The sequence below is a fragment of the Streptomyces sp. A5-4 genome (assembly GCF_051131715.1).
Classification (GTDB): Bacteria; Actinomycetota; Actinomycetes; order Streptomycetales; family Streptomycetaceae; genus Streptomyces.
Genome location: NZ_CP178591.1, coordinates 518,422 through 540,526, shown reverse-complemented (window position 1 = coordinate 540,526; position 22,105 = coordinate 518,422). Strand labels below are relative to the sequence as shown.

General features: G+C 69.0%; 13 protein-coding genes and 2 pseudogenes. 10 read left to right on the top strand and 5 right to left on the bottom strand.

All coding sequences use genetic code 11. The features are described 5' to 3' along the window. Positions 1-18: 18 nt before the first annotated feature. From ACLLJJ_RS02570 to ACLLJJ_RS02535, 8 genes are all read left to right on the top strand, one after another. A complete protein-coding gene (locus tag ACLLJJ_RS02570; RefSeq protein ID WP_434587610.1) occupies positions 19-4,308 on the top strand; it encodes a discoidin domain-containing protein in 4,290 nt (1,429 codons plus the stop codon). 164 nt (positions 4,309-4,472) lie between these two features. After that, positions 4,473-5,480 carry a LacI family DNA-binding transcriptional regulator gene (locus ACLLJJ_RS02565; protein WP_434587609.1) on the top strand — a complete coding sequence of 336 codons (1,008 nt, stop codon included), beginning with the start codon at positions 4,473-4,475 and terminating at the stop codon, positions 5,478-5,480. Between the two features lie 147 nt (positions 5,481-5,627). Further along, positions 5,628-7,046, top strand: coding sequence for an ABC transporter substrate-binding protein (locus ACLLJJ_RS02560; RefSeq protein WP_434587608.1), 1,419 nt, complete (start codon positions 5,628-5,630; stop codon positions 7,044-7,046). A gap of 130 nt (positions 7,047-7,176) precedes the next feature. Further along, complete coding sequence (locus tag ACLLJJ_RS02555; RefSeq protein ID WP_434587607.1) at positions 7,177-8,136, top strand: carbohydrate ABC transporter permease; 960 nt, start codon at positions 7,177-7,179, stop codon at positions 8,134-8,136. Positions 8,137-8,147: 11 nt separating this feature from the next. After that, positions 8,148-9,092, top strand: a complete 945-nt coding sequence (locus tag ACLLJJ_RS02550; RefSeq protein WP_434587606.1) for a carbohydrate ABC transporter permease — start codon at positions 8,148-8,150, stop codon at positions 9,090-9,092. A 110-nt stretch (positions 9,093-9,202) separates the two neighbouring features. After that, positions 9,203-10,810 carry a glycoside hydrolase family 13 protein gene (locus ACLLJJ_RS02545; RefSeq protein ID WP_434587605.1) on the top strand — a complete coding sequence of 536 codons (1,608 nt, stop codon included), beginning with the start codon at positions 9,203-9,205 and terminating at the stop codon, positions 10,808-10,810. A 167-nt stretch (positions 10,811-10,977) separates the two neighbouring features. Continuing rightward, on the top strand, positions 10,978-13,401 hold the full coding sequence (locus ACLLJJ_RS02540; protein ID WP_434587604.1) for a discoidin domain-containing protein: 2,424 nt from the start codon (positions 10,978-10,980) through the stop codon (positions 13,399-13,401). A 211-nt stretch (positions 13,402-13,612) separates the two neighbouring features. Beyond that, a complete protein-coding gene (locus ACLLJJ_RS02535; RefSeq protein WP_434600277.1) occupies positions 13,613-14,668 on the top strand; it encodes a glutathione S-transferase family protein in 1,056 nt (351 codons plus the stop codon). 14 nt (positions 14,669-14,682) lie between these two features. Here ACLLJJ_RS02535 and ACLLJJ_RS02530 read toward each other — a convergent pair whose 3' ends face one another. Together ACLLJJ_RS02530 and ACLLJJ_RS02525 are read right to left on the bottom strand one after the other, a co-directional pair. Then, positions 14,683-15,735, bottom strand: a complete 1,053-nt coding sequence (locus ACLLJJ_RS02530) for a fatty acid desaturase family protein (RefSeq protein ID WP_434587603.1) — start codon at positions 15,733-15,735, stop codon at positions 14,683-14,685. A 117-nt stretch (positions 15,736-15,852) separates the two neighbouring features. Continuing rightward, positions 15,853-16,413, bottom strand: a complete 561-nt coding sequence (locus ACLLJJ_RS02525) for a hypothetical protein (RefSeq protein ID WP_434587602.1) — start codon at positions 16,411-16,413, stop codon at positions 15,853-15,855. A 204-nt stretch (positions 16,414-16,617) separates the two neighbouring features. Between ACLLJJ_RS02525 and ACLLJJ_RS02520 the strand changes: the two are divergent. Next, positions 16,618-17,413: pseudogene (locus ACLLJJ_RS02520) on the top strand (SDR family NAD(P)-dependent oxidoreductase). 510 nt (positions 17,414-17,923) lie between these two features. Then, on the top strand, positions 17,924-19,405 hold the full coding sequence (locus ACLLJJ_RS02515; protein WP_434587601.1) for a UDP-N-acetylmuramoyl-L-alanyl-D-glutamate--2,6-diaminopimelate ligase: 1,482 nt from the start codon (positions 17,924-17,926) through the stop codon (positions 19,403-19,405). Positions 19,406-19,411: 6 nt separating this feature from the next. Here ACLLJJ_RS02515 and ACLLJJ_RS02510 read toward each other — a convergent pair whose 3' ends face one another. The 3 genes and pseudogenes from ACLLJJ_RS02510 to ACLLJJ_RS02500 form a co-directional block, all read right to left on the bottom strand. After that, positions 19,412-19,771 (bottom strand): hypothetical protein, encoded by a 360-nt coding sequence (locus ACLLJJ_RS02510; protein WP_434587600.1) that lies wholly within the window; start codon positions 19,769-19,771, stop codon positions 19,412-19,414. A gap of 465 nt (positions 19,772-20,236) precedes the next feature. Further along, positions 20,237-20,833, bottom strand: coding sequence for a hypothetical protein (locus ACLLJJ_RS02505; RefSeq protein ID WP_434587599.1), 597 nt, complete (start codon positions 20,831-20,833; stop codon positions 20,237-20,239). A gap of 6 nt (positions 20,834-20,839) precedes the next feature. Then, positions 20,840-22,039 (bottom strand): annotated as a pseudogene (locus ACLLJJ_RS02500) (alginate lyase family protein). Between the last annotated feature and the right edge of the window lie 66 nt (positions 22,040-22,105).

Here is a 22,105-nt window from a genome sequence, read left to right as displayed (position 1 = left end):
GCCGAAGATCGGGGACCAATGAGAAGCCAACGCTGGAGAAGCCGCGCACTGGCGGCGCTCGTCACCACAAGCCTGTTACTGATCGGCTGGCCGTCGACGACCGCTACGGCGGCCGGCGGTCCCAACCTCGCCGCGGGCAGGACAGCGGCATCGAGCAGCGCCGACACGGGATACGGCGCACCCAACCTGACCGACGGCAGCCAGGGGACGTACTGGCAGAGCGCCGGCAGCAGCCTTCCGCAATGGGCCCAGGCCGACCTCGGCGCCGCCACCCGCGTCGACGAGGTCGTCCTGAAACTCCCCGCGGCGTGGGAGAGCCGCCGCCAGACCCTGTCCGTACAGGGCAGCGCCGACGGCACCAGCTTCACGACGCTGGTCACCTCCGCCGCGTACACCTTCAGTCCGGGCGAGGGCAACGTCGTGACCATCGCCTTCCCGGCCGCCCAGGCCCGCTTCGTGCGGGTGAACATCACGGCCAACACGGGCTGGTCGGCAGCCCAGTTGTCCGAACTGGAAGTGCGCGCGCCGGGCGAGAGCTCCGACAACCTCGCCCAGGGCAAGCAGCTGACGGCGAGCAGCCACACCGAGGTGTACGCCGCGGACCGGGCCAACGACGGTAACCGGTCCAGCTACTGGGAGAGCAGGAACAACGCTCTGCCGCAGTGGATCCAGGCCGACCTCGGGGCCTCCGTCCGGGTCGACCGTGTGGTGCTGCGGCTACCGGACGGCTGGAGCACCCGGACCCAGACCCTGAAGCTCCAGGGCAGCGCCAACGGCTCGGACTTCACGGATCTGACGGCGTCCAAGGGGTACGAGTTCAGCGCGGCCAACAGCCGGTCGGCGACGATCACCTTCGACCCGGCGACGACCCGCCATGTGCGGGTGCTGATCACGGCCAACACCGGCCAGCCCGCGGGGCAACTCTCCGAGCTGGAGATCTACGGTCCGACGACCGGTGACAGCCAGGCGCCCAGCACCCCCCAGGACCTGGCGCTCACCGAACCGGCCACCGGCCAAATCAAGCTGACCTGGAAGGCGTCGACGGACAACACCGCCGTCACCGGCTACGACGTCTACGCCAACAACGCCCTGCTCACCAGCGTCGCGGGCAATGTCACGACGCTCACGGACACCCAGCCGGTGAATGCCACGGTGTCGTACTTCGTGCGGGCCAAGGACGCGGCGGGCAACCAGTCCGGCAACAGCGACACCGTCACCCGCAAGGGAGACACGGGCGACACCCAGGCACCCACCGCCCCCGCCAACCTGACCCTCAGCGAGCCGGCCGCCGGTCAGCTGAAACTCAACTGGCAGGCCTCGTCGGACAACACCGGCGTGAGCGGCTACGACGTGTACGCCAACAACGCGCTGCGCAAGAGCGTGGCGGGTGACGTGACGACGTTCACGGACACCCAGCCGGTGAATGCCACGGTGTCGTACTTCGTGCGGGCCAAGGACGCGGCGGGCAACCAGTCCGGCAACAGCAACACCGTCACCCGCAACGGGTCCGGTGAGGAGGGCTCCAACCTCGCCGTCAACAAGCCGATCAGCGCGTCGTCCGTGATCCACACCTTCGTCGCGGAGAACGCCAACGACAACAAGCCGACCACCTACTGGGAGGGGGCCGCGGACAGCTATCCGAACACCCTGACGGTCAAGCTCGGCGCCAACGCCGACGTCGGCTCGGTGGTGCTCAGAATCAACCCCGACAGCGGCTGGTCCACCAGGACCCAGCGCATCGAGGTGCTCGGCCGTGAGCAGAGCGCGACCTCCTTCACCAGCCTGGCGGCGGCGAAGGACTACACGTTCGACCCGGCGTCCGGCAACGCGGTCACCGTCCCGGTCACCGGGCGGGTCGCCGACGTCCAGCTGAAGTTCACCGCGAACTCCGGCGCCACGGCAGGGCAGATCGCGGAGTTCCAGGTGCTGGGTGTCCCGGCGCCCAACCCGGATCTGGAGATCACCGGCCTGACCGCGTCCCCGGCCTCCCCAGTGGAGTCGGACGACGTCAAGCTGACCGCCACTGTCCGCAACAGCGGACCGGCCGCCGCACCGGCGACCGGCGTCAACTTCAAGCTCGGCGGCTCCAAGGTGGGTACGGCCGCCGTGCCGGCCCTGGCCGCCGGCGCCTCGACGAGCGTGACAGCCGCCATCGGACCGCGGGACGCGGGTACGTACCCGCTCAGCGCGGTCGTCGACGAGGCGAACACGGTCATCGAGCAGAACGACAGCAACAACACCTACACGAGCGGCAGCCCGCTGGTCGTGAAGCCCGTCGCCAGCTCCGACCTGGTCGCCTCCCCGGTGAGCTGGTCGCCCAGCGCCCCGGGGGACGGGGACAACGTCACCTTCTCCGTGGCGATCAAGAACCTGGGCACCCAGGCGTCCGCGGCCGGCAGCCACGGTGTGACGCTCACGCTCGTCGACTCCAAGGGGGCCGCTGTACGCACGTTCACCGGAGCCCACAGCGGAGTCGTCGCGCCCGGCGCCACCACGGCGCCGGTGGGTCTCGGCAGTTGGACGGCCGCCAACGGCACGTACACCGTCAAGGTGGTGATCGCGGACGACGCCAACGAACTGCCGGTCAAGCGGGAGAACAACAGCAGCACCCAGCCGTTCTTCATCGGCCGCGGCGCCAACATGCCGTTCGACATGTACGAGGCCGAGGAGGGCAACGCCGGTGGCGGTGCCCAGGTCGTTGGGCCCAACCGGACCGTGGGCGACATCGCGGGTGAGGCGTCGGGCCGCAAGGCCGTCACCCTCAACGACACCGGGAACTACGTGGAGTTCACCACCAAGGCGAGCACGAACACCCTGGTGACCCGGTTCTCCATCCCGGACTCGGCGGGCGGCGGAGGCACCGATGCCACGCTCAACGTCTACGTCAACGGCACCTTCCGCAAGGCGATCGACCTCACGTCCAAGTACGCCTGGCTGTATGGCGCGGAGGCGGGCCCCGGCAATGCGCCGGGAGCCGGCTCGCCGCGCCACATCTACGACGAGGCGAACATCACGCTGGGCGAGACCGTCCCGGCGGGCAGCAAGATCAAGCTGCAGAAGGACTCGGCCAACACCTCCAAGTACGCGATCGACTTCGTGAACCTGGAGCAGGTCGGTCAGGTCGCCAACCCGGACCCGGCGACCTACACGGTGCCGGCCGGCTTCACCCAACAGGACGTGCAGAACGCCCTGGACAAGGTGCGGATGGACACCACCGGGAAGCTGGTCGGCGTATACCTGCCGGCTGGTGACTACCAGACGGCCAGCAAGTTCCAGGTCTACGGCAAGGCCGTCAAGGTGGTGGGCGCCGGGCCCTGGTACACCCGGTTCCACGCGCCGACGACGCAGGACAACACCGACATCGGCTTCCGGGCCGAGAACACGGCCAAGGGTTCCTCGTTCGCGAACTTCGCGTATTTCGGCAACTACACCTCGCGCATCGACGGCCCGGGGAAGGTGTTCGACTTCTCGAATGTCTCCGACATCGTGATCGACAACGTCTGGAACGAGCACATGGTGTGCCTCTACTGGGGCGCCAACACCGACAACGTGACCATCAAGAACTCGCGCATCCGCAATATGTTCGCCGACGGCATCAACATGACCAACGGCAGCACGGACAACCTCGTGACCAACAACGAGGCGCGGGCCACGGGTGACGACAGCTTCGCGCTGTTCTCGGCGATCGACGCCGGCGGCGCGGACATGAAGAACAACGTCTACGAGAATCTGACCTCGATCCTGACCTGGCGTGCCGCCGGTGTCGCCGTCTACGGCGGGTACAACAACACCTTCCGCAACATCCACATCGCGGACACGCTGGTGTACGCCGGGATCACGATCAGCTCGCTGGACTTCGGCTATCCGATGAACGGCTTCGGCACCGATCCGACCAGGTTCGAGAACATCTCGATCGTGCGGGCCGGCGGGCACTTCTGGGGCGGGCAGACCTTCCCGGGCATCTGGGTGTTCTCGGCGTCGAAGGTGTTCCAGGGCATCCGGGTCAGCGACGTCGACATCGTCGATCCGACGTACAGCGGCGTCATGTTCCAGACGAACTACGTGGGAGGACAGCCACAGTTCCCGATCAAGGACACGGTCTTCACCGACGTCTCGATCTCCGGAGCCCGCAAGAGCGGGGACGCCTATGACGCCAAGTCCGGCTTCGGACTGTGGGCGAACGAGATGCCGGAGACGGGCCAGGGGCCTGCGGTGGGTGAGGTGACCTTCAACAACCTGAGGCTCAGCGACAACGCCCAGGACATCAGGAACACCACCTCCACCTTCAAGATCAACATCAACCCGTAGGCGCGTAACCGCGGTCGTTCACCGAAGATCACAGGGAGGCGCTCAGGGGGGAGGGGAGTGTCGCGCGGTGTCGTCCGGAGGCTCTGGCTCCGGGCGGCACCGCGTGCGGCCGAATTTGCGCGGATCAGTAAGCCACTTGCGGTGCTTGCGTTAGTCTTGCGTCCATGACGCGACGACTTGCTCAGGTTGCCAAGAAGGTAGGGGTCAGCGAGGCCACGGTCAGCCGGGTGCTGAACGGTAAACCGGGGGTCTCCGAGACCACCCGGCGGTCGGTGCTGACGGCCCTGGACGTGCTCGGCTACGAGAGGCCGACGCAGCTGCGCGGCGAGCGCGCACGGCTGGTCGGCCTCGTCCTGCCGGAGCTGCAGAACCCGATCTTCCCGGCCTTCGCCGAGGTGATCGGCGGCGCACTGGCGCAGCAGGGGCTGACGCCCGTCCTGTGCACCCAGACCAAGGGCGGGGTGTCCGAGGCCGACTACGTCGAGCTGCTCCTCCAGCAGCAGGTCTCCGGAGTGGTCTTCGCCGGCGGACTGTTCGCGCAGGCGGACGCGCCGCACGAGCACTACAGGCAGCTGTCCGACCGCAAGGTCCCCGTCGTGCTCATCAACGCCTCCATCGACCGCCTCGACTTCCCCTGCGTCTCCTGTGACGACGCCGTCGCGGTCGAGCAGGCCTGGCGCCACCTGAAGTCCCTGGGGCACGAGCGGATCGGCCTGGTGCTCGGCCCGCCCGACCACATTCCCTCCCGCCGCAAGCTGGCCGCCGCTCATGTCGCGGCGCGGGCGGCGGGCGCCACGCTGCCCGAAGAGCACATCGAGCGCACTCTGTTCTCCCTGGAGGGCGGCCACGCCGCCGCCTCCCGGCTGCTGGAGCGCGGAGTCACCGGCATCATCTGCGCGAGCGACCCGCTGGCCCTCGGCGCGGTACGGGCCGCCCGCCGGCGCGGACTGGACGTGCCCGGCGACGTGTCGGTCGTCGGCTACGACGACTCCGCCTTCATGAACTGCACCGAGCCGCCGCTGACCACCGTGCGCCAGCCCATCGAGGCCATGGGGCGGGCCGCGGTCGAGCTGCTGTCCGCGCAGATCCAGGGCGGCGCGGTGCAGCCGGGCGAGCTGCTGTTCGAGCCCGAGCTGGTGGTGCGGGGCTCCACGGCCCAGGCGCCGCGTTAGGCGTCCGCCGGCCTGCAATCGTCTGTCAATCATTTACGAAATCAGCGCGACATATTGCGGTCGTCTGTTCTCGGTGGTTGAGTGTGCCGCGCCCCCGCTGTGTGTCAGCCGGGGGACTTCCACGCTCATGCCCGAAGGGGACCACCGATGAGAAGCACTTGGTTCCGCCCTGCCTCCCGCACCCGCCGAACCGCGGCCGCGATCGTCTCCGCGCTCACGCTGACCGCTCTCGCGGCCTGTGGCACCAGTAGCAGCGACACCGACAACGACGGTGGTGGGGGCGGCGGATCGGCGGATCCGGCCGCGCCGCTCGACCCGAAGACCAAGGTCACGCTCACCATGGACTGCATGCCGCCGGCGGCGAAGGCCGCGGAGCTGAGGCAGTGGAAAGAGGACGTCAAGACGTTCAACAAGAAGTATCCGAACGTCAAGATCGACGGCAAGTCGACCCCCGGCCAGTGCGAGGAGCCCGCGCGCTTCACCGCGGCCCTCAAGGGCAAGTCGCAACCGGACGTCTTCTACACCTACTTCACCGACCTGCAGCAGGTGCTGGACAACGACGGCGCCGCGGACATCACGGCCTACGTGAACGAGAAGACCGTGCCCGCGCTGGGCACCATCGACCCCGACGTGCTGAACGTCCTGAAGAAGGACGGCAAGCTCTACGGTCTGCCCACCAGCAACTACACCATGGGTCTGCTGATCAACCGCAAGCTCTTCAAGGAGGCCGGACTCGACCCGAACGCGCCGCCCACCACCTGGGAAGAGGTCCGCACGGCCGCCAAGGCCATCGCGAAGCTCGGCGGCGGCACCGCGGGCTACGGCGAGTACAGCGCCGGCAACACCGGCGGCTGGCACTTCACCGCCACCATGTACGGCCTCGGCGGCGACATCGTCACCCCGGACGGCAAGGTCGCGTTCAACAGCGACCTCGGCAGGGAGATCGCGCGGAACCTGCACGACATGCGCTGGGAAGACGACAGCATGGGCAAGACCCAGCTGCTCAAGTGGGGCGACCTGCAGAAGCAGATAGCCACCGACAAGCTCGGCATGTTCCTCGCGGCCCCGGACGACCTGACGTACATGGTCCAGCAACTCGGCGCCAAGTACGAGGACTTCGGCATGGGGCCGATCCCCGGCGGCAAGGCCACGCTGTTCGGCGGCAACGACTACATGTTCAAGAAGGGCAACTCGCCCGACGAGCTCAAGGCCGCCATCGCCTGGGTGAACTTCAAGACGCTCACCCCGGGCAAGGGCCAGTTCGACTGGGCCCGCTCCAAGGGGGACGAGCTGCCCGTGGGACTGCCGCAGCCGAACTTCTGGACCGGCGAGACCAAGACCAAGGACGCCGCGCAGCGGGCTTCGAACGCGACCATGCCGGTCGAGAACTTCAAGCCCTTCATGGACCAGCCGGTGCCGGGCAAGGCGGAGCCGGGCAAGGCGCAGGAGATCTACAAGGTCCTGGACAACGTGATGTCCGGTGTCCTCACCAACAAGAACGCGGACATCGACAAGCTCCTGTCCAGCGCCGAGACCCAGGTCAACCAGGTGCTGGCGAAGCGGTAGCAGGCGAGCGGGGGCCGGGACCAGCCTCCCGGACCCGGCCCCCGCGCCGTCCGCGCGTCCGCAACGCCGTGCGCCGTCCATAACGACGTACACCTCGAAGACCCCGCGCCTCCGGCACCAAGGAGAGACGATGTCGGCCCCCACCCTGGCCAAGAACAAGACGGCCGAGCCCCGCCCCAAGAGCCCCGGCGACCAAGGTGCGCCGCGCACCCGCGAGGATTTCGTGCGCTCGCTGCGGCGCAACGTGTCCGCGCACGGCTTCCTGATCGGCGCGGTTCTGTGCTTCTCGTTCTTCTCCTGGTACCCGATGGTCCGGGAATTCCTGCTGGCCTTCCAGAAGACCGAGGGCGGACGGACCACCTGGGCCGGCTGGTCGAACCTGACGTACATCTTCAACGACCCGGCGTTCTGGCAGGCCTGGCGCAACACCCTGCAGTTCACCGGCCTCGCGCTGGTGCTGGGCTTCGCCGTGCCGTTCCTCATCGCCGTCCTGCTCAATGAATTCCGGCACGGACAGGGCTTCTTGAGGCTGCTGGTGTATCTCCCGGTCATGCTACCGCCGGTCGCCTCGGTGCTGCTCTTCAAGTACTTCTACGATCCCGGGTACGGCCTGTTCAACCGCATCCTGGAACTGCTCCACCTGCCTCCACAGGACTGGCTCCAGTCCACCGACACCGCCATGTTCTCCGTGGTGATCGCGGCCACCTGGATGAACATGGGCGGCGCGACCCTGATCTACCTGGCCGCACTCCAGGGAATACCCGGCGAGCTGTACGAGGCGGCCGAGCTGGACGGCGCCGGCATCCTGCGCAAAATCTGGCATGTGACGATCCCTCAGACCCGGCTGATCCTCTCGCTGATGTTCCTGATGCAGATCATCGCGACCATGCAGGTCTTCACCGAGCCGTTCCTGCTCACCAACGGCGCCGGCCCCGAGGGCTCCACGACGACCGTGGTCTATCTGATCTACCAGTACGCCTTCAACTTCAACAACTACGGCAGCGCGGCGGCGCTAGGCCTGGTCCTGCTCGTACTGCTGGCCGTCTTCTCCGCGGCGTACGTACGACTGAGCCGCGACAGCGACGACTAGGGAGTCCGACGATGGCAGCGAGCACTCTCACATCCCGCCGGAAGGCGACCCGTAACCCTCCCCGGTCCAAGGCGCCCGTCGAACGCACCCGGACCCTCATCTCCCCGGCGCAACTCGGCCGAACCCGCGGGCAGGTCGTCTACTGGGCCGTTCTCGCGCTGGTGGTGCTGGTCTTCGTGCTGGTCTTCCTCGGCCCGCTGTACTGGATGGTCAGCGGCGGTCTGAAGACGACGCAGGAGTTCGCGCAGAGCCCGCCCACACTGATCCCCGAGTCGGTCCACCCGGAGAACTACTCCAGCGCCTGGAACGTGATGGAGCTGGCGCGGCTGCTGTTCAACACGCTGTACTACGCGTTCGGCGCGCTCGCCTTCCAGTTGGTGTTCGACGTCGCCGCCGCGTACTCGCTGTCCAAGCTCAGGCCGCTCTTCGGCAAGGCCATCCTCGGGATGATGCTGGCCACTTTGATGATCCCGGCGACGGTACTCGTCGTACCGCAGTACCTCACAGTGCTCGACGTGCCGTTCTTCGAACGCAATCTGCTCAACTCGCCCTGGGTGATCTGGCTTCCGTCCGTCACCAACGCCTTCAACATCTTCCTGCTGAAGCGGTTCTTCGACTCGATCCCGCGCGAACTGCTCGACGCCGCGTCGATCGACGGAGCCTCACCGGTACGCACCCTGCGCTCCGTGGTCCTGCCGATCTCGCGGCCGATCCTGGGCGTCGTGTCGATCTTCGCGGTGGTCGGGGTCTGGAAGGACTTCCTCTGGCCGATGCTCACCCTCCCCGACCCGGCCATGCAGACACTCAATGTCGGGATCTACTCACTCGCCCAGGGCGTCCCCGAGAACTGGCTGATCGCCGCGCTCGCCATCGCCTCCGCCCCGACGCTGCTCATCTTCCTGATCTTCCAGCGGAACATCATGGGCGGTCTCACGGCGGGCGGCCTGAAGGGCTGACCGAAGCCGCCGTCCCGCTCCCTCAAGCACTCCGCCGTCGGCCCCTTCATAGTGGCGCCCCGCTGTCCGGGGCCGGCGGCGGAGTCCCACCTGCCCGAAAGGACCGTCACGTGGCAGCCATCCTCCCGTCCGAGGCCACCGCCGACTGGTGGCGCTCCGCCGCCATCTATCAGGTGTACGTACGCAGCTTTGCCGACGGCGACGGAGATGGCACCGGCGATCTCGCGGGCGTCCGCGGCAAGCTGGGCTACCTCGCCGAACTGGGCGTCGAGGCACTCTGGTTCACCCCCTGGTATCTCTCACCGCTCGCCGACGGCGGCTACGACGTCGCCGACTACCGCACCATCGATCCCGCCTTCGGCAGTCTCGTCGAGGCGGAGAAGCTGATCGCGGAAGCCCTCGGTCTGGGCATCCGCACCATCGTCGACATCGTGCCCAACCATGTCTCGGACCAGCACGCCTGGTTCAAGGCTGCACTGGCCGCCGAGCCCGGCAGCCCGGAGCGCGAGCTGTTCCACTTCCGGTCGGGACGCGGTGAGCACGGTGAACTGCCGCCCAACGACTGGCCGTCGCAGTTCGCCGGCACCACCTGGACCCGGGTGCCCGACGGCGAGTGGTACCTGCATCTCTTCGCCCCCGAACAGCCCGACCTCAACTGGGCGCACCCCGCGGTGCGTCAGGAACACGAGGACGTCCTGCGGTTCTGGTTCGAACGGGGCGTCGCGGGAGTCCGTATCGACTCGGCCGCGCTGCTCGCCAAGGCGCCCGGGCTGCCCGACTTCGTCGAGGGCCAGGACCCGCATCCCTACATCGACCTCGACGAACTCCACGACATCTACCGGTCCTGGCGGTCGATCGCCGACGAGTTCGGCGGAATCTTCGTCGGCGAGGTGTGGCTGCCCGACTCCGAACGCTTCGCCCGCTACCTGCGCCCCGATGAGCTGCACACGGCCTTCAACTTCAACTTCCTGTCCTGCCCGTGGGACGCCGCCCTGCTACGTACGTCGATCGAGGAAACACTCGCCGAGCACGCGCCCGTCGGGGCGCCCGCGACCTGGGTGCTGTGCAACCACGACGTGACGCGGACCGTCACCCGGTACGGGCGGGAGGCCACCGGATTCGACTTCGCGGCCAAGGCCTTCGGCACCCCCACCGACCTCGGACTCGGCACCAGGCGGGCACGCGCCGCAGCCCTTCTCTCGCTGGCGCTGCCAGGGGCCGTCTACCTCTACCAGGGCGAGGAGCTGGGCCTGCCCGAGGCGGAGATCCCGCTGGAGCGCATCCAGGACCCCATGCACTTCCGCTCCGACGGCAGCGACCCGGGGCGCGACGGCTGTCGGGTCCCGCTGCCCTGGACCGCGCACGCCCCGCACTATGGATTCGGCTCCGCGCGACTGCCCTGGCTGCCTCAGCCCGAGGGCTGGGAGGCGTACGCCGCGGACCGCCAGGAGGGCGACCCGGCCTCGATGCTCAGCCTGTATCGGACGGCACTGCGTCTGCGCCGCACCGAATCCGGCTTCGGCGACGGCCCGCTCCGCTGGCTGCCCGCCCCGGAGGGCGCTCTGGCGTTCGCCCGCGACGGCGGCCTGATGTGCGTGGTCAACCTCGCCGCAGACAGCGCCGAACTCCCCGGCCACACCGGCATTCTGCTCGTGAGCGGCCCTCTGGACGAGGCCGGCCGGCTCCCGCAGGACACGGCGGTGTGGCTGCGGGCCTAGCGAGTGTGTGGCGGATTCGGCCGGGTCCGCGACGCCCGACACGGCACCCTGCGATGCACCGCACCTGACGCCGCGGCCTGTCCGACCCTGATCCGCCGGACAGGCCCTGGCTTCCCCACTCTGCTCGACCTCCTCGCCCCCGATCCCCACGGAAAGGTATGAGTGTCATGAGCGCAACAAGCGCTGCCCCCGAGGTCCCGCCCCGCCGTACCCCGCTTCCACCCGCCCCGCGCTCCCGCGCCGGACGGCTGACCGCTGTGGTCGCCGCACTTGCCTGCACCATCGGGCTCGGCGTGGCCGCCACCGTTTCCTCCTCGCCCGCCGCCGCGGCCCAGCCCGCCGAACTGTCCGCCCTCGCCGTCGAGGGGCGGGGCGCGCAGGTGCCCTTCACGGAACTGGAGGCCGAGACCGCGACGACCAACGGCACGGCCATCGGCCCCGACCGCACGTACACGACCCTGCCCGCCGAGGCGTCGGGCCGCCGCGCCGTCAGACTTGACGCGCCGGGGAAGTACGTCGAGTTCACCCTCACCGCACCCGCCAACGCCATGACCGTGCGATACGCCGTACCGGACAGCGCGGCCGGTACGGGCCGCACCGCGCCCGTGGACCTCAGCCTGGACGGCGTAAAGCTCAAGGAGCTGTCGTTCACCTCGAAGTACAGCTGGTTCTACGGGAGTTACCCGTTCACCAACACCCCGGGCAGCGACCCGCACCACTTCTACGACGAGACCCGCACGATGTTCGGCCGGACCCTGCCCGCCGGAGCCAAGGTGCGCGTCACCCTGCCGTCGACCACCGAGACCCCCTGGGCGGTGGTCGACCTCGCCGACTTCGAGCAGGTCGCCGCACCCGTCACCCGCCCCGCCGGTTCCCTGTCCGTGACGGACTATGGCGCCGACGCGAGCGGCGGGGGCGACTCGACCGGCGCGTTCCAGCGGGCGGTCGACGCCGGAAAGGCGCAGGGCAAGGAGGTCTGGATCCCGCAGGGCACTTTCAACCTCTACGACCATGTGGTGGCCGACCAGGTGACCCTGCGGGGCGCGGGGCCCTGGTACAGCGTACTGACGGGGCGTCACCCCACTGAGCGCAACCGGGCCGTCGGCATCTACGGCAAGTACGTCGCGGGCGGCGGCTACACCGGCCAGGTCCGGCCCCACGAGGCGGGCGGCCCCAGCAGGAACGTCACGCTCAAGGACTTCGCGATCATCGGTGAGGTCGCCGAACGGGTCGACGACGACCAGGTCAACGCGATCGGCGGCGCCATGAGCGACTCGGTCGTCGACAACGTGTGGATGCAGCACACCAAGGTCGGGGCCTGGATGGACGGCCCCATGGACAACTTCCACATCCGCGACAGCCGGATCCTCGACCAGACCGCCGACGGCGTCAACTTCCACTGGGGCGTCACCAACTCCTCGGTGGACAACACCTTCGTGCGCAACTCCGGGGACGACGGCCTCGCGATGTGGGCCGACACCAAGAACAACGTCGGCAACGCGTTCACCGACAACACCGTGGTGCTGCCCATCCTCGCGAACAGCATCGCGATCTACGGCGGCAAGGACATCTCCGTCACCGGCAACGTGGTCGCCGACTCACTGACCAACGGCGGCGGCCTGCACGTGGGCAACCGTTACCCGGGCGTCACCCCCGGCCAGGGCACCGATGTGTCGGGCACCTTCACCCTGGCCCGCAACACCACCATCAGGGCCGGCAACGGCGACTACGGCTGGCCGTTCCCGATCGGCGCGATCTGGTTCGACTCCCGCAACAGCACGATGGACAAAGCGACGATCAACGTCACCGACACCGACATACTCGACAGCTCGTACGCCGCGATCCACTTCGTCTCCGGCACCACGAAGGGCGTCCACTTCAACCGCGTCAACATCGACGGCACCGGCACATTCGCCCTGCAGTTCAACGACCCCGCCGTCACCACGTTCAGCAATGTCACGGCGAAGAACATCGGATTCACCGACCCCGTCTACAGCTGCCTGGGCAGCCAGCTCGGCCTCACCCAGGGCGCGGGCAACTCCGGCTGGAACGAGAAGCTGCCCGCCACCTACTGCGGCCCCTGGCCGGAGCCGGACCACGACGGTGGCCCGGGGCCGGGCCCCGACCCGACGCCCACGCCGACCCCCACCCCCACGCCTCCCGACCCGGACCGCAACCTCGCCAAGGCCCGTCCCGCCACCGCGTCCGGCCAGGTGGACGGCTACCCCGCCGGCAAGGCCGTCGACGGTGACGCCGGCTCGTACTGGGAGAGCGCCAATCACGCCTTCCCACAGTCGCTGTCCGTCGACCTCGGAGCCTCGCAGGCCGTCGGCCGCGTGGTGCTGAAGCTGCCGCCGTCCGCCGCCTGGGCCGCCAGGACCCAGACCCTGACCGTCCTGGGCAGCGCGGACGGATCCGCGTTCAGCACGATCGCCGCGGCGAAGGGCTACCGCTTCGACCCGGCGACGGGCAACACCGTCACCCTCACGCTGCCGGCCGGCACCGAGACGCGGCACCTGCGCCTGACGGGCACGGCCAACACGGGCTGGCCCGCGGTCCAGCTCAGTGAAGTGGAGGCCTACCGGTCCTGAGCCCGCCCCGAAGGCCGCCCGCCCGCTCGAGGCAATGGCCCGAGCGGGCGGGCGCGCCCGTGCCTGCCACCTGGCGGTTGACAGGTGGGGACAATGCCGGCGATGGGGGAAGGCTCGTAGGGACGGCGCACCGGACCCGCGCACCCACGGAAACCCAGGGAAGGACACCGGGATGGACCGCCCCACCGGCAGCGACACGGACGGCACCAACATGGACGGCACCAGCACGAGCAGCGAAGACACCAACGGCAGTACGGACAGCAAGGGCGCCGAGGGCCACGGAAAGAAGCCCTTCAAGCGCTCCAAGAGCCACTTCGCGGACCGCATCACGGTCGACGGCCGGGACGGCTGGCCGGTAGCGGCCGACCGCTACCGGCTGGTGGCCAGCCGCGCCTGCCCATGGGCGAGCCGCGCCCTCGTCTCGCGGCGCCTCCTCGGCCTGGAGGACGCGCTCTCGCTGGCCGTGACCGACCCCATCCAGGACGACCGCAGCTGGCGCTTCAACCTCGACCCCGACGACCGCGACCCCGTACTGGGCATCCGCTACCTCGCCGAGGCCTACGAGGCCCGGGAGAAGGACTACACCGGCGGCGTCAGTGTGCCCGCGATCGTGGACGTACCCAGCGGCAGGCTGGTCAGCAACGACTTCCAGCAGATGACCCTGGACCTCGCGACCGAGTGGACGGACCTGCACAGGGCGGGTGCGCCCGACCTCTACCCCGAGCCGCTGCGCGAGGAGATCGACGAGGTCATGGAGGGCGTCTACCGCGACGTCAACAACGGCGTGTACCGGGCCGGTTTCGCGACGGGCCAGAGCGAGTACGAACAGGCCTGGCACGATGTGTTCCGGCGGCTCGACCTGGTGTCCGAGCGGCTCGCCGACCGGCGGTACCTGGTGGGGGAGACCATCACCGAGGCCGACATCCGACTGTTCACCACGCTGGTGCGCTTCGACCCCGTCTACCACGGCCACTTCAAGTGCAACCGGTCGAAGCTCGCGGAGGACCCGGTGCTGTGGGCGTACGCCAGGGATCTCTACCAGACCCCCGGCTTCGGCGACACCGTCGACTTCGATCACATCAAGCGGCACTACTACCAGGTGCACTCCGGCATCAACCCGACCGGGATCGTGCCGCTGGGCCCCGACCTGGCCAACTGGCTGAGCCCGCACCACCGCGAGCAGTTGGGCGGGCGGCCGTTCGGCGACGGTACGCCTCCCGGCCCGGTGCCCGCGGCCGAGGAAGTGCCCCCGGCCGGGCGGCCCTGACCGGACACGGCCGGTCAGGCGGCGGCGCGGGACTCCCGGATCGGTGCCCCGGCGTGATGGAGACTGGCCAGCGCCTGCTTGTACGAGGTGAGCAGGCTGGTCTCCAGGTAGCTGATGCCCAGCTCCTCACAGTGCCGCCGCACGATGACCTGCGCCTTGCGCAGATGCACACTGGGCATGCTGGGGAACAGGTGATGCTCGATCTGGTAGTTCAGCCCGCCTAGCGCGACGTCGATGAACCAGCCGCCGCGCACATTGCGCGAGGTGAGCACCTGGCGGCGCAGGAAGTCCGGGCGGTCCTTGCCGGTCAGGATCGGCATGCCCTTGTGGTTCGGGGCGAAGATGGAGCCGAGATATACCCCGAAGAGGCACTGGTGGACGGCCAGGAAGGCGATCGCCATGCCGGGCGGCAGCACCAGGAACAGCGCGGCCAGGTACACCGCGAAATGACCGAAGAGCAGCGTGCCTTCGATCCTGCGGTTCTTCAGGGCCGGGTTGGCGAGTCCGCGCACGCCCGCCACATGCAGGCTGAAGCCCTCCAACGTGAGCAGGGGGAAGAAGAGGAAGGCCTGCGAGCGGCCGAGCAGCCTGGGCAGGCCCTTGGCGGCGCGGGCCTGGTCCTGGGACCAGACCAGCACGTCGGGGAGGACGTCCGGGTCCAGATCCTCGTGGTTCGGGTTGGCGTGGTGGCGGGTGTGCTTGTCCTGCCACCAGCCGTAGCCCATCCCGATGCCGGCGTTGCCGGCGATCCACCCCGACCGCTCGCTGGCTTTGCGCAGCCGGAAGACCTGGCGGTGGGCCATGTCATGGGTGAGCAGCGCGACCTGGCCGAAGACCACGGCGAGGAATCCGGCGACCGCCAGAGTCCACCAGCTGTCGCCGACGAGGACGAAGGCTGCCCAGCCACCGACGTAGAGCGTGGCGACCGCGGCGATGCGGGCCGTGTAGTAGCCGGGACGGCGGCTCATCAGTCCGGCCGCGATGACCTTCTTCGAAAGCCGCGCGAAGTCGCTGCCGGTCTGACTCGGCGGCGGGGGCGGAGGGCGGACGGAAGTCTGCACGGTCATGAGGTTGGACCCTTCTCTGGTGGGCACAGGAGGCGTCGTGACAACGTGCCGTGGTGGGGCAGGGCGCAGCGGCGGGGCCGCGTGGACGGGGATGGGGCGCGGGCGGGCGTGCCCGGTCTACAGCGCGATGTACTCGCGGATCTTGCCCCGCACCATGGGTCTGGGGGCACCGATGTTCAGCGGAAAGGCGGGGAATCGTGCGGCCAGGGCGTCGGGGCTGAGCGGTCGGCCGAGTGGCAGCGCGACCTTGCCCTCCGGATTCTCCTGCCAGGCGCCGCCCTCGATCTCACGGACCCGGGTGACTCTGCCGTCGGCCACATAGGCGACGGCACGCAGGAGCGGGCGTTTGCCCTTGGCCACGGTAAACCACATACGGTCGGCATCCCGCTGGGCCGGGCTGTCCTCGCCCTGCCCGGTCTCGCCGTAAGGCCGCCCGTCCGCATCGATCTTCGCGGTGTGCGTTCCGCGATAGACCACCATGACCATACCCGCCGCGCGCTCACGGGCCCGGACCGTTTTGGGGTCAAGACCCAGCAGAGAGGCGGCCTGACTGACCCCGCCGGCTTTCGCCACTATCGCGCGGATCACCGCCGCCTGCTCCTCGCGAAGCTCCTTCTGTCGGGTTTCGATGGTGCGGAGTCGATCAAGGAGATCGCGGATGCCGGTCCTTCGTCGCATGAGCCGGAGGCCCTTACCTTTCATTTGTCCCCTGTTTGCCCGCCGATGTCAATGAAGGGGAATGGCACGGAGGCCTTTATGAATCACTTATCCGCCCCGGAATGTCGGCCTCGCGAACTTCTGCCGGGTGGTGGAATTCGATGATCTACTGCCTGGGGAGGACGGCGTCCTCGCCGGAGAACCGCTGCAGGAAGGGGGCGTACCGTGCTGATTGATCTCATCGGTAAGAACGCTCTGGTCACCGGATCGACCCAGGGCATCGGAGCGGCCATCGCGACCGGGCTGGCACGGTCAGGGGCCCGGGTCACCATCAACGGACGTACGGAGAAATCCGTCGACGCGGCGCTGGAGCGGCTGCGCGGCGAGATGCCCGGGGCCCAGTTCCTGGCCGCGCCGGGCGACATCTCCACCGAGGACGGCTCCCGGCAGGTCCTCGAAGCGGTCCCGGAGGCCGACATCCTCGTCAACAACCTCGGCATCTTCGGTGCCGAGCCCGCCCTCGACATCAGCGACCAGGAGTGGCGGCGCTACTTCGACGTGAACGTACTGACAGCCGTGCGGATGACCCGCGGGTACCTGCCCGGCATGACGGCGAGGTCCTGGGGACGCATCCTGAACATCGCCAGCGACTCCGCGGTCGTCATCCCCGCCGAAATGATCCACTACGGCATGTCTGAGACCGCGCTTCTCGCGGTCTCCCGGGGCTTCGCGAAGGAAGCGGCCGGCACCGGGGGGCACCGTCAACCCGGTGATCGCGGGCATCACGCACACCGGCGGAGTCGAGGGCTTCGTGTACGAACTGGTGGACAGCGCGCTCCCCTGGGACGAGGCGCAGCGCGAGTTCATGCGGTCGCACCGCCCCCAGTCGTTGATTCAGCGCCTGATCGAGCCCGAGGAGATCGCCAACGTGGTGGTCTACCTCAGCTCGACGCTCGCTTCGGCCACCACCGGCGGCGCCGTCCGCGTGGACGGCGGATACGTCGACTCGATCCTTCCCTGACCCTCACACCCCGCACGACATGTTTCCTCCCCGGGCGCCGGCGCACCGCCGCCCGGGGAGTCCGGTGCGCCACGGCGGAACCGGGGCCGCCCGGCTGGCCGTACACTCCACTTATGGGTCGCACATGTGGAGTAAGGGAGTGCCTGCCGCAGGTCCCTCATGCCCTGTGCCCGATCGCGCCCGGCGCGACGGCCCAAGGCCCGGCGAATGAGCCGCAGTGCGGCTGCCGGGCCCTGCACGGCCACGGCTAGCGATCCTCGCCCGCTCCTCAGAGGCCCCCGGCGGTTCCCGCCCCGTTCGTGACACCCTTTTCCGCACGGTCCGCTCCTCTTCCCGGGGCGCCGTAGTCCGTCCGTAACACGTCTGCCTCCGGGCCGGTCCGCTGTCGCGGCCCCCGTACGCACGAGCGCGTCGCACCCCCCGCACGACCTTCTTCGGCGCCCCCCCCGGCGCCGCCCTTGACGACCGCCGGACGGCCGGCTGTCGTCCGTTCCCTCCGAGAGGACCCCTGTGAAGTTGAGCGAGTTGCTGGCCGGCCACGACCACGAGGTGCTCCAGGGCGATCCGGAGACGATGATCACCGCGGGAACCTGTTTCGACGCCCACCGGGTGTCGCCGGGGTCCCTGTTCGTCGCCGTTCCCGGACACCGCGAGGGCGGCCCGGAGGCTGTTGGGCCCGCTCTCGCGCGTGGAGCGGCGGCCGTACTCGTCGAAGGCGCGTCGGACCACCCCGCGCCGTCGTGGGCGTCGGACACCGGCGTCTGTGTCGTCCGGGTGCCGGACACCAGGACAGCGGCCGCGGCCGTCGCCTCCCGCTACTACGGCGAGCCAGGACGGCAGTTGGACATGGTGGCCGTGACCGGCACCAACGGGAAGACCTCCGTCTCGTACATGGTCGAGTCGGTCCTGCGGATCGCCGAGTCCGCCGTGGTCGGCGTCATCGGCACGGCAGGCAGCCGGATCGGGGACGACGTGATCCCGATGCCCAGGTCGGTGCTGAGCACCCCCGAATCACCCGACTTCCAGTACCTGCTGGGGCACATGCGCGACCGCAGGGCGAGCACCGTCGTGCTCGAAGCCACGTCGATGGGCCTGCTGAACCACCGCATCGACCACTCGTTCATCGACGTGGGCATCTTCACCAACCTGACCCAGGACCACCTGGACGACCACGGCACCATGGAGAACTACCGGGACGCCAAACTGCGCCTGTTCGACGGCCTTTGTGAGCGTGCCGTGGTCAACGCGGACGACGAGGTGGGCGCCGGGATCGCCGCGATGATGCCCGGTCGGGTGACCACCTACGGCCTCGACTCGCCCGCCGACTACCGCGCGACCGACCTCGACATGGACGGGTTCGGCACGCGCTTCACCCTCCACCACGACGGCCGCAAGTACCCGGCGGCGATTCCGGTCCCGGGCCGCTTCTCGGTCGCCAACGCGCTGGCCACCGTGGCGGCCTGTCATCTCCTGGGACACGACCTCCCCGGGCTCGTCGCCGCGCTCGACCGGATGCCGCCGGTCCCCGGGCGCCTGGAGCGCTACGAGACCCCGGCGGGCACCTCGGTGATCGTGGACTACGCGCACTCCCCGGACTCCCTGGAGAAGGTCCTGACCGCCATCCGCGGCTTCGCCAAGGGCCGGGTCGTCACGGTCTTCGGCTGCGGCGGGGACCGGGACGTCACCAAGCGCGCCCAGATGGGCGAGATCGCCGGGACCCACTCCGACCTGTGCGTGCTCACCTCGGACAACCCCCGCGACGAGGACCCCGAGGCGATCCTGGACCAGATCGTCCCGGGCCTCACGGTGACCGGCACCCGCTTCGAACGGTTCGCCGACCGCCGCGAGGCGATCGCGTTCGCACTGTCCGCGGCCGGGCCCGAGGACACCGTGCTGATCGCGGGCAAGGGCAGCGAGCCGTACCAGATCGTCGGGGAGCAGCTGATCCCGTTCAGCGACATGGCGACGGCACGCGAACTCTCCGGTTCGTAAAGGCCGTTACCGGTCCTCCCCGGTTTTCAGGTGAACCACGTTGGACTGCTTTCCGTAGGTGATCGCGCGGACCCGATAGGAAGCGTTCTTTTCGTTCGGCAGTGTGATCAGCCCGAACGAATCGATGTCGGGGTCCAGGACGGCGGTCGGCCGGAATGTCCGGCTGCCCGCCGGTCTGGTCTCCAACAGATAGCCCGCTTCGTCGTCGGCGTGGTCGGTCCAGGTGAACCTGATGCCGCTGGCGTGCTCGACGGTCGCTTTGAGACCGTCCGGTGCGGAGCCCGCGCTCCGCACCGGACGCGCGCGCACGTTCTCGCCCCGGACCGTGTGCGGAGGCGCCCACTCGTGGTCGTCCTGCTGGTCCATCTCCGTCAGTTCCCCCCGGGGGCAGTGCGACTTCGACCGGGCGCGAGGCCGGGCCAGAGTAGGGACGAAGCCGGTAGTAGAACAGGGTCAGGGGCATGAGATCGGGATGCCGGTAGGTCCGGCTCCCCGGCGGCAGGTACTCCAGAATCGTGTACGGGCCCGCCGGATCCGTCGCGAACTCGACGATGCGGCCGGTCGCGCCCCGGTCCTCGCCCGTCCACTTCAGGGTGATGTCGACGGGCGGGACGAGCTCGGCCGTGAGCCGGGCGCCGGTGCCCGCGACGTCGGCCGACGTCGGCCGGCCGGCCGCCCCCTCGTTCGAAGCCGCCGAAGCCGCCGAAGCCGCCGAAGGCTTCGAAGTCGTCGTATTCCGCGACTCGTTCGGCGAGGGTGTGCAGCCGGCCAGCCCGATGACGAGCGCCGCCGTCACCGCGGCGCGCAGTCGGTTCCTCATGCGGCCACCGGCTATTTGCGCCAGAACTTCACGTCGCTCCACACCACGGTGGCCGGACCGTTGCCACTGCCGGTGCGGTAGGCGCCGAACTTGTCGTAGAAGCTGCCGCGGGGACTGCTGTAGGTGTGCTTCAAGGACCCGTTGATGTAGGTGCGGTGCTCATTGCCCACCTGGTGCACGGTGTTCACGCGAACATTCGCCCCGACCGTGCCCGCGCCGGAGAGGGTGGCGCCGCCGTGTACCGCGTACAGCCGTCCGCCGCGTTCGGCGGCCAGCATGAAGAACGGTCCCGCGGCCGATTCGTTGAAGGTCTGCTTCAGGCTGATCCGGGTTCCGCCCATGCTGCTTATCCTGAAGTACCCCTCGAACTGGCGGGTTCCCCCGGTGTACGTCGCGTAGCGCCGCTCGGCCCGCTGGTCGCCGCTCGCAGTGGAACAGGTCAGTCGGAACGTCAGGTTGTCGACCTGACCGCAGCCCCTTTCCTGCACGTTGAAGGTGGGGGCGACCGAGGTCCAGCTGCCGGGCTCGACCTCCGCGTGGGCGGTGGGCGCCAGGAGCAGTCCGCAGGCCGCGGTCAGTCCGGCGGTGGCAAGGACCTTGATACCCATGGCTCACTACCCTTTGATCGAGTCGAGTTGTTCGGCTGCGGGCCGCAGTGCCCAGAGGTCGCCGCCCGGTGGTGTCCCGACATGCGGTACGGCCGCCCGCGCGCGGGCGTCGGCCGCCGCGTGCACGATGTCGCTCGCCGCGTACGCGCGGAAATCGAGCTCGGGGTGGGGCCAGGGGACGGCCGAGGTGGCTGTGGGGATGAGCTGGTGCACGGCCTTGAACAGGCTTCCGCCACCGGGCCCCTGATAGCTCCACAGGTTGACGCCGACGTGCTTGCCGATGTCCGCGAGGCGGGTCAGCGCGACCAGGTTGAAGGTCGAGTAGTGCCAGCTGCGGGTGCGGCTGATCTCACCGGGCTGGCTGCCGTCGGCCGCGATCTGGGTGTCGATGCGCTTCTTTCGCGCGTCGAGGACCGTCCTGCGCGCGAGCTTGTCGTCGCCGACCGCGACGGCCAGCGCGGCGACCTGCATGTCGTGGAAGTTGCCGTGGTTGTTCGCGGCGGCGGCCTCCTCCTTGCCGAACGGGCTTTTCGCCAGCCAGTCCAGGAAGCCCCGGTACCAGGTACGCTTACCGGCCCGGTCGGCCGTTTTCCAGCCGGGCGCCCCGGTGTCCAGGATCGCGGTGGCGTCGAGCACACCGGTGAAGGCCTGCGAGAAGTCGATGATGCCGATCGCCCGGCCGTCGTACTTGCAGGGGATGAACTGCGCGTGGTTCAGGTTCGGGTTCATCCGGGTGTCCTGATCGGTGAACCAGGTGCGCAGGATCTCGCCGGCGTGCTCGGCGTACTGCTTCCGTCCGGTGTAGTACCAGGCGAGGCTCAGGGTGTACGCGGAGTCGAGCACTTTGGCCCGGTCGGGATGGTCCGTGCCGGTGTCGACCTCCGGGTTGCGCTCACCGTCGCGCTGGACGTACGGGCAGCCCCAGGGGTTCTCGTTGGTCGCGGGCTTCGGTCACCAGTAGGGGGCCTGGCTGAGGTAGTCGTGCGGGTCCCCGCTCGGGGCGGGCTTCGGCTTGTCGACGACGGTCCACGGCCCCTGGCCGAGCCAGCCGTCGGCCCGTACGACAAGGTCCTTCAGGGCCTCGCGCAGAGCGGGATCGCCCCGGTCGAGGCGGGCGGTACGAGGACTGAGGCGAAGGCGGCCGCGGCGACGATCAGGGTTGCCAGACGGCGCGGTGGGCGTCCGTTCATTCAACGCTTCCACCATATATGTGAACGCCGTCCATGAGTAGGACCGTATGAGCGTGGAACTACCCATGGCTGCGGGGCAATG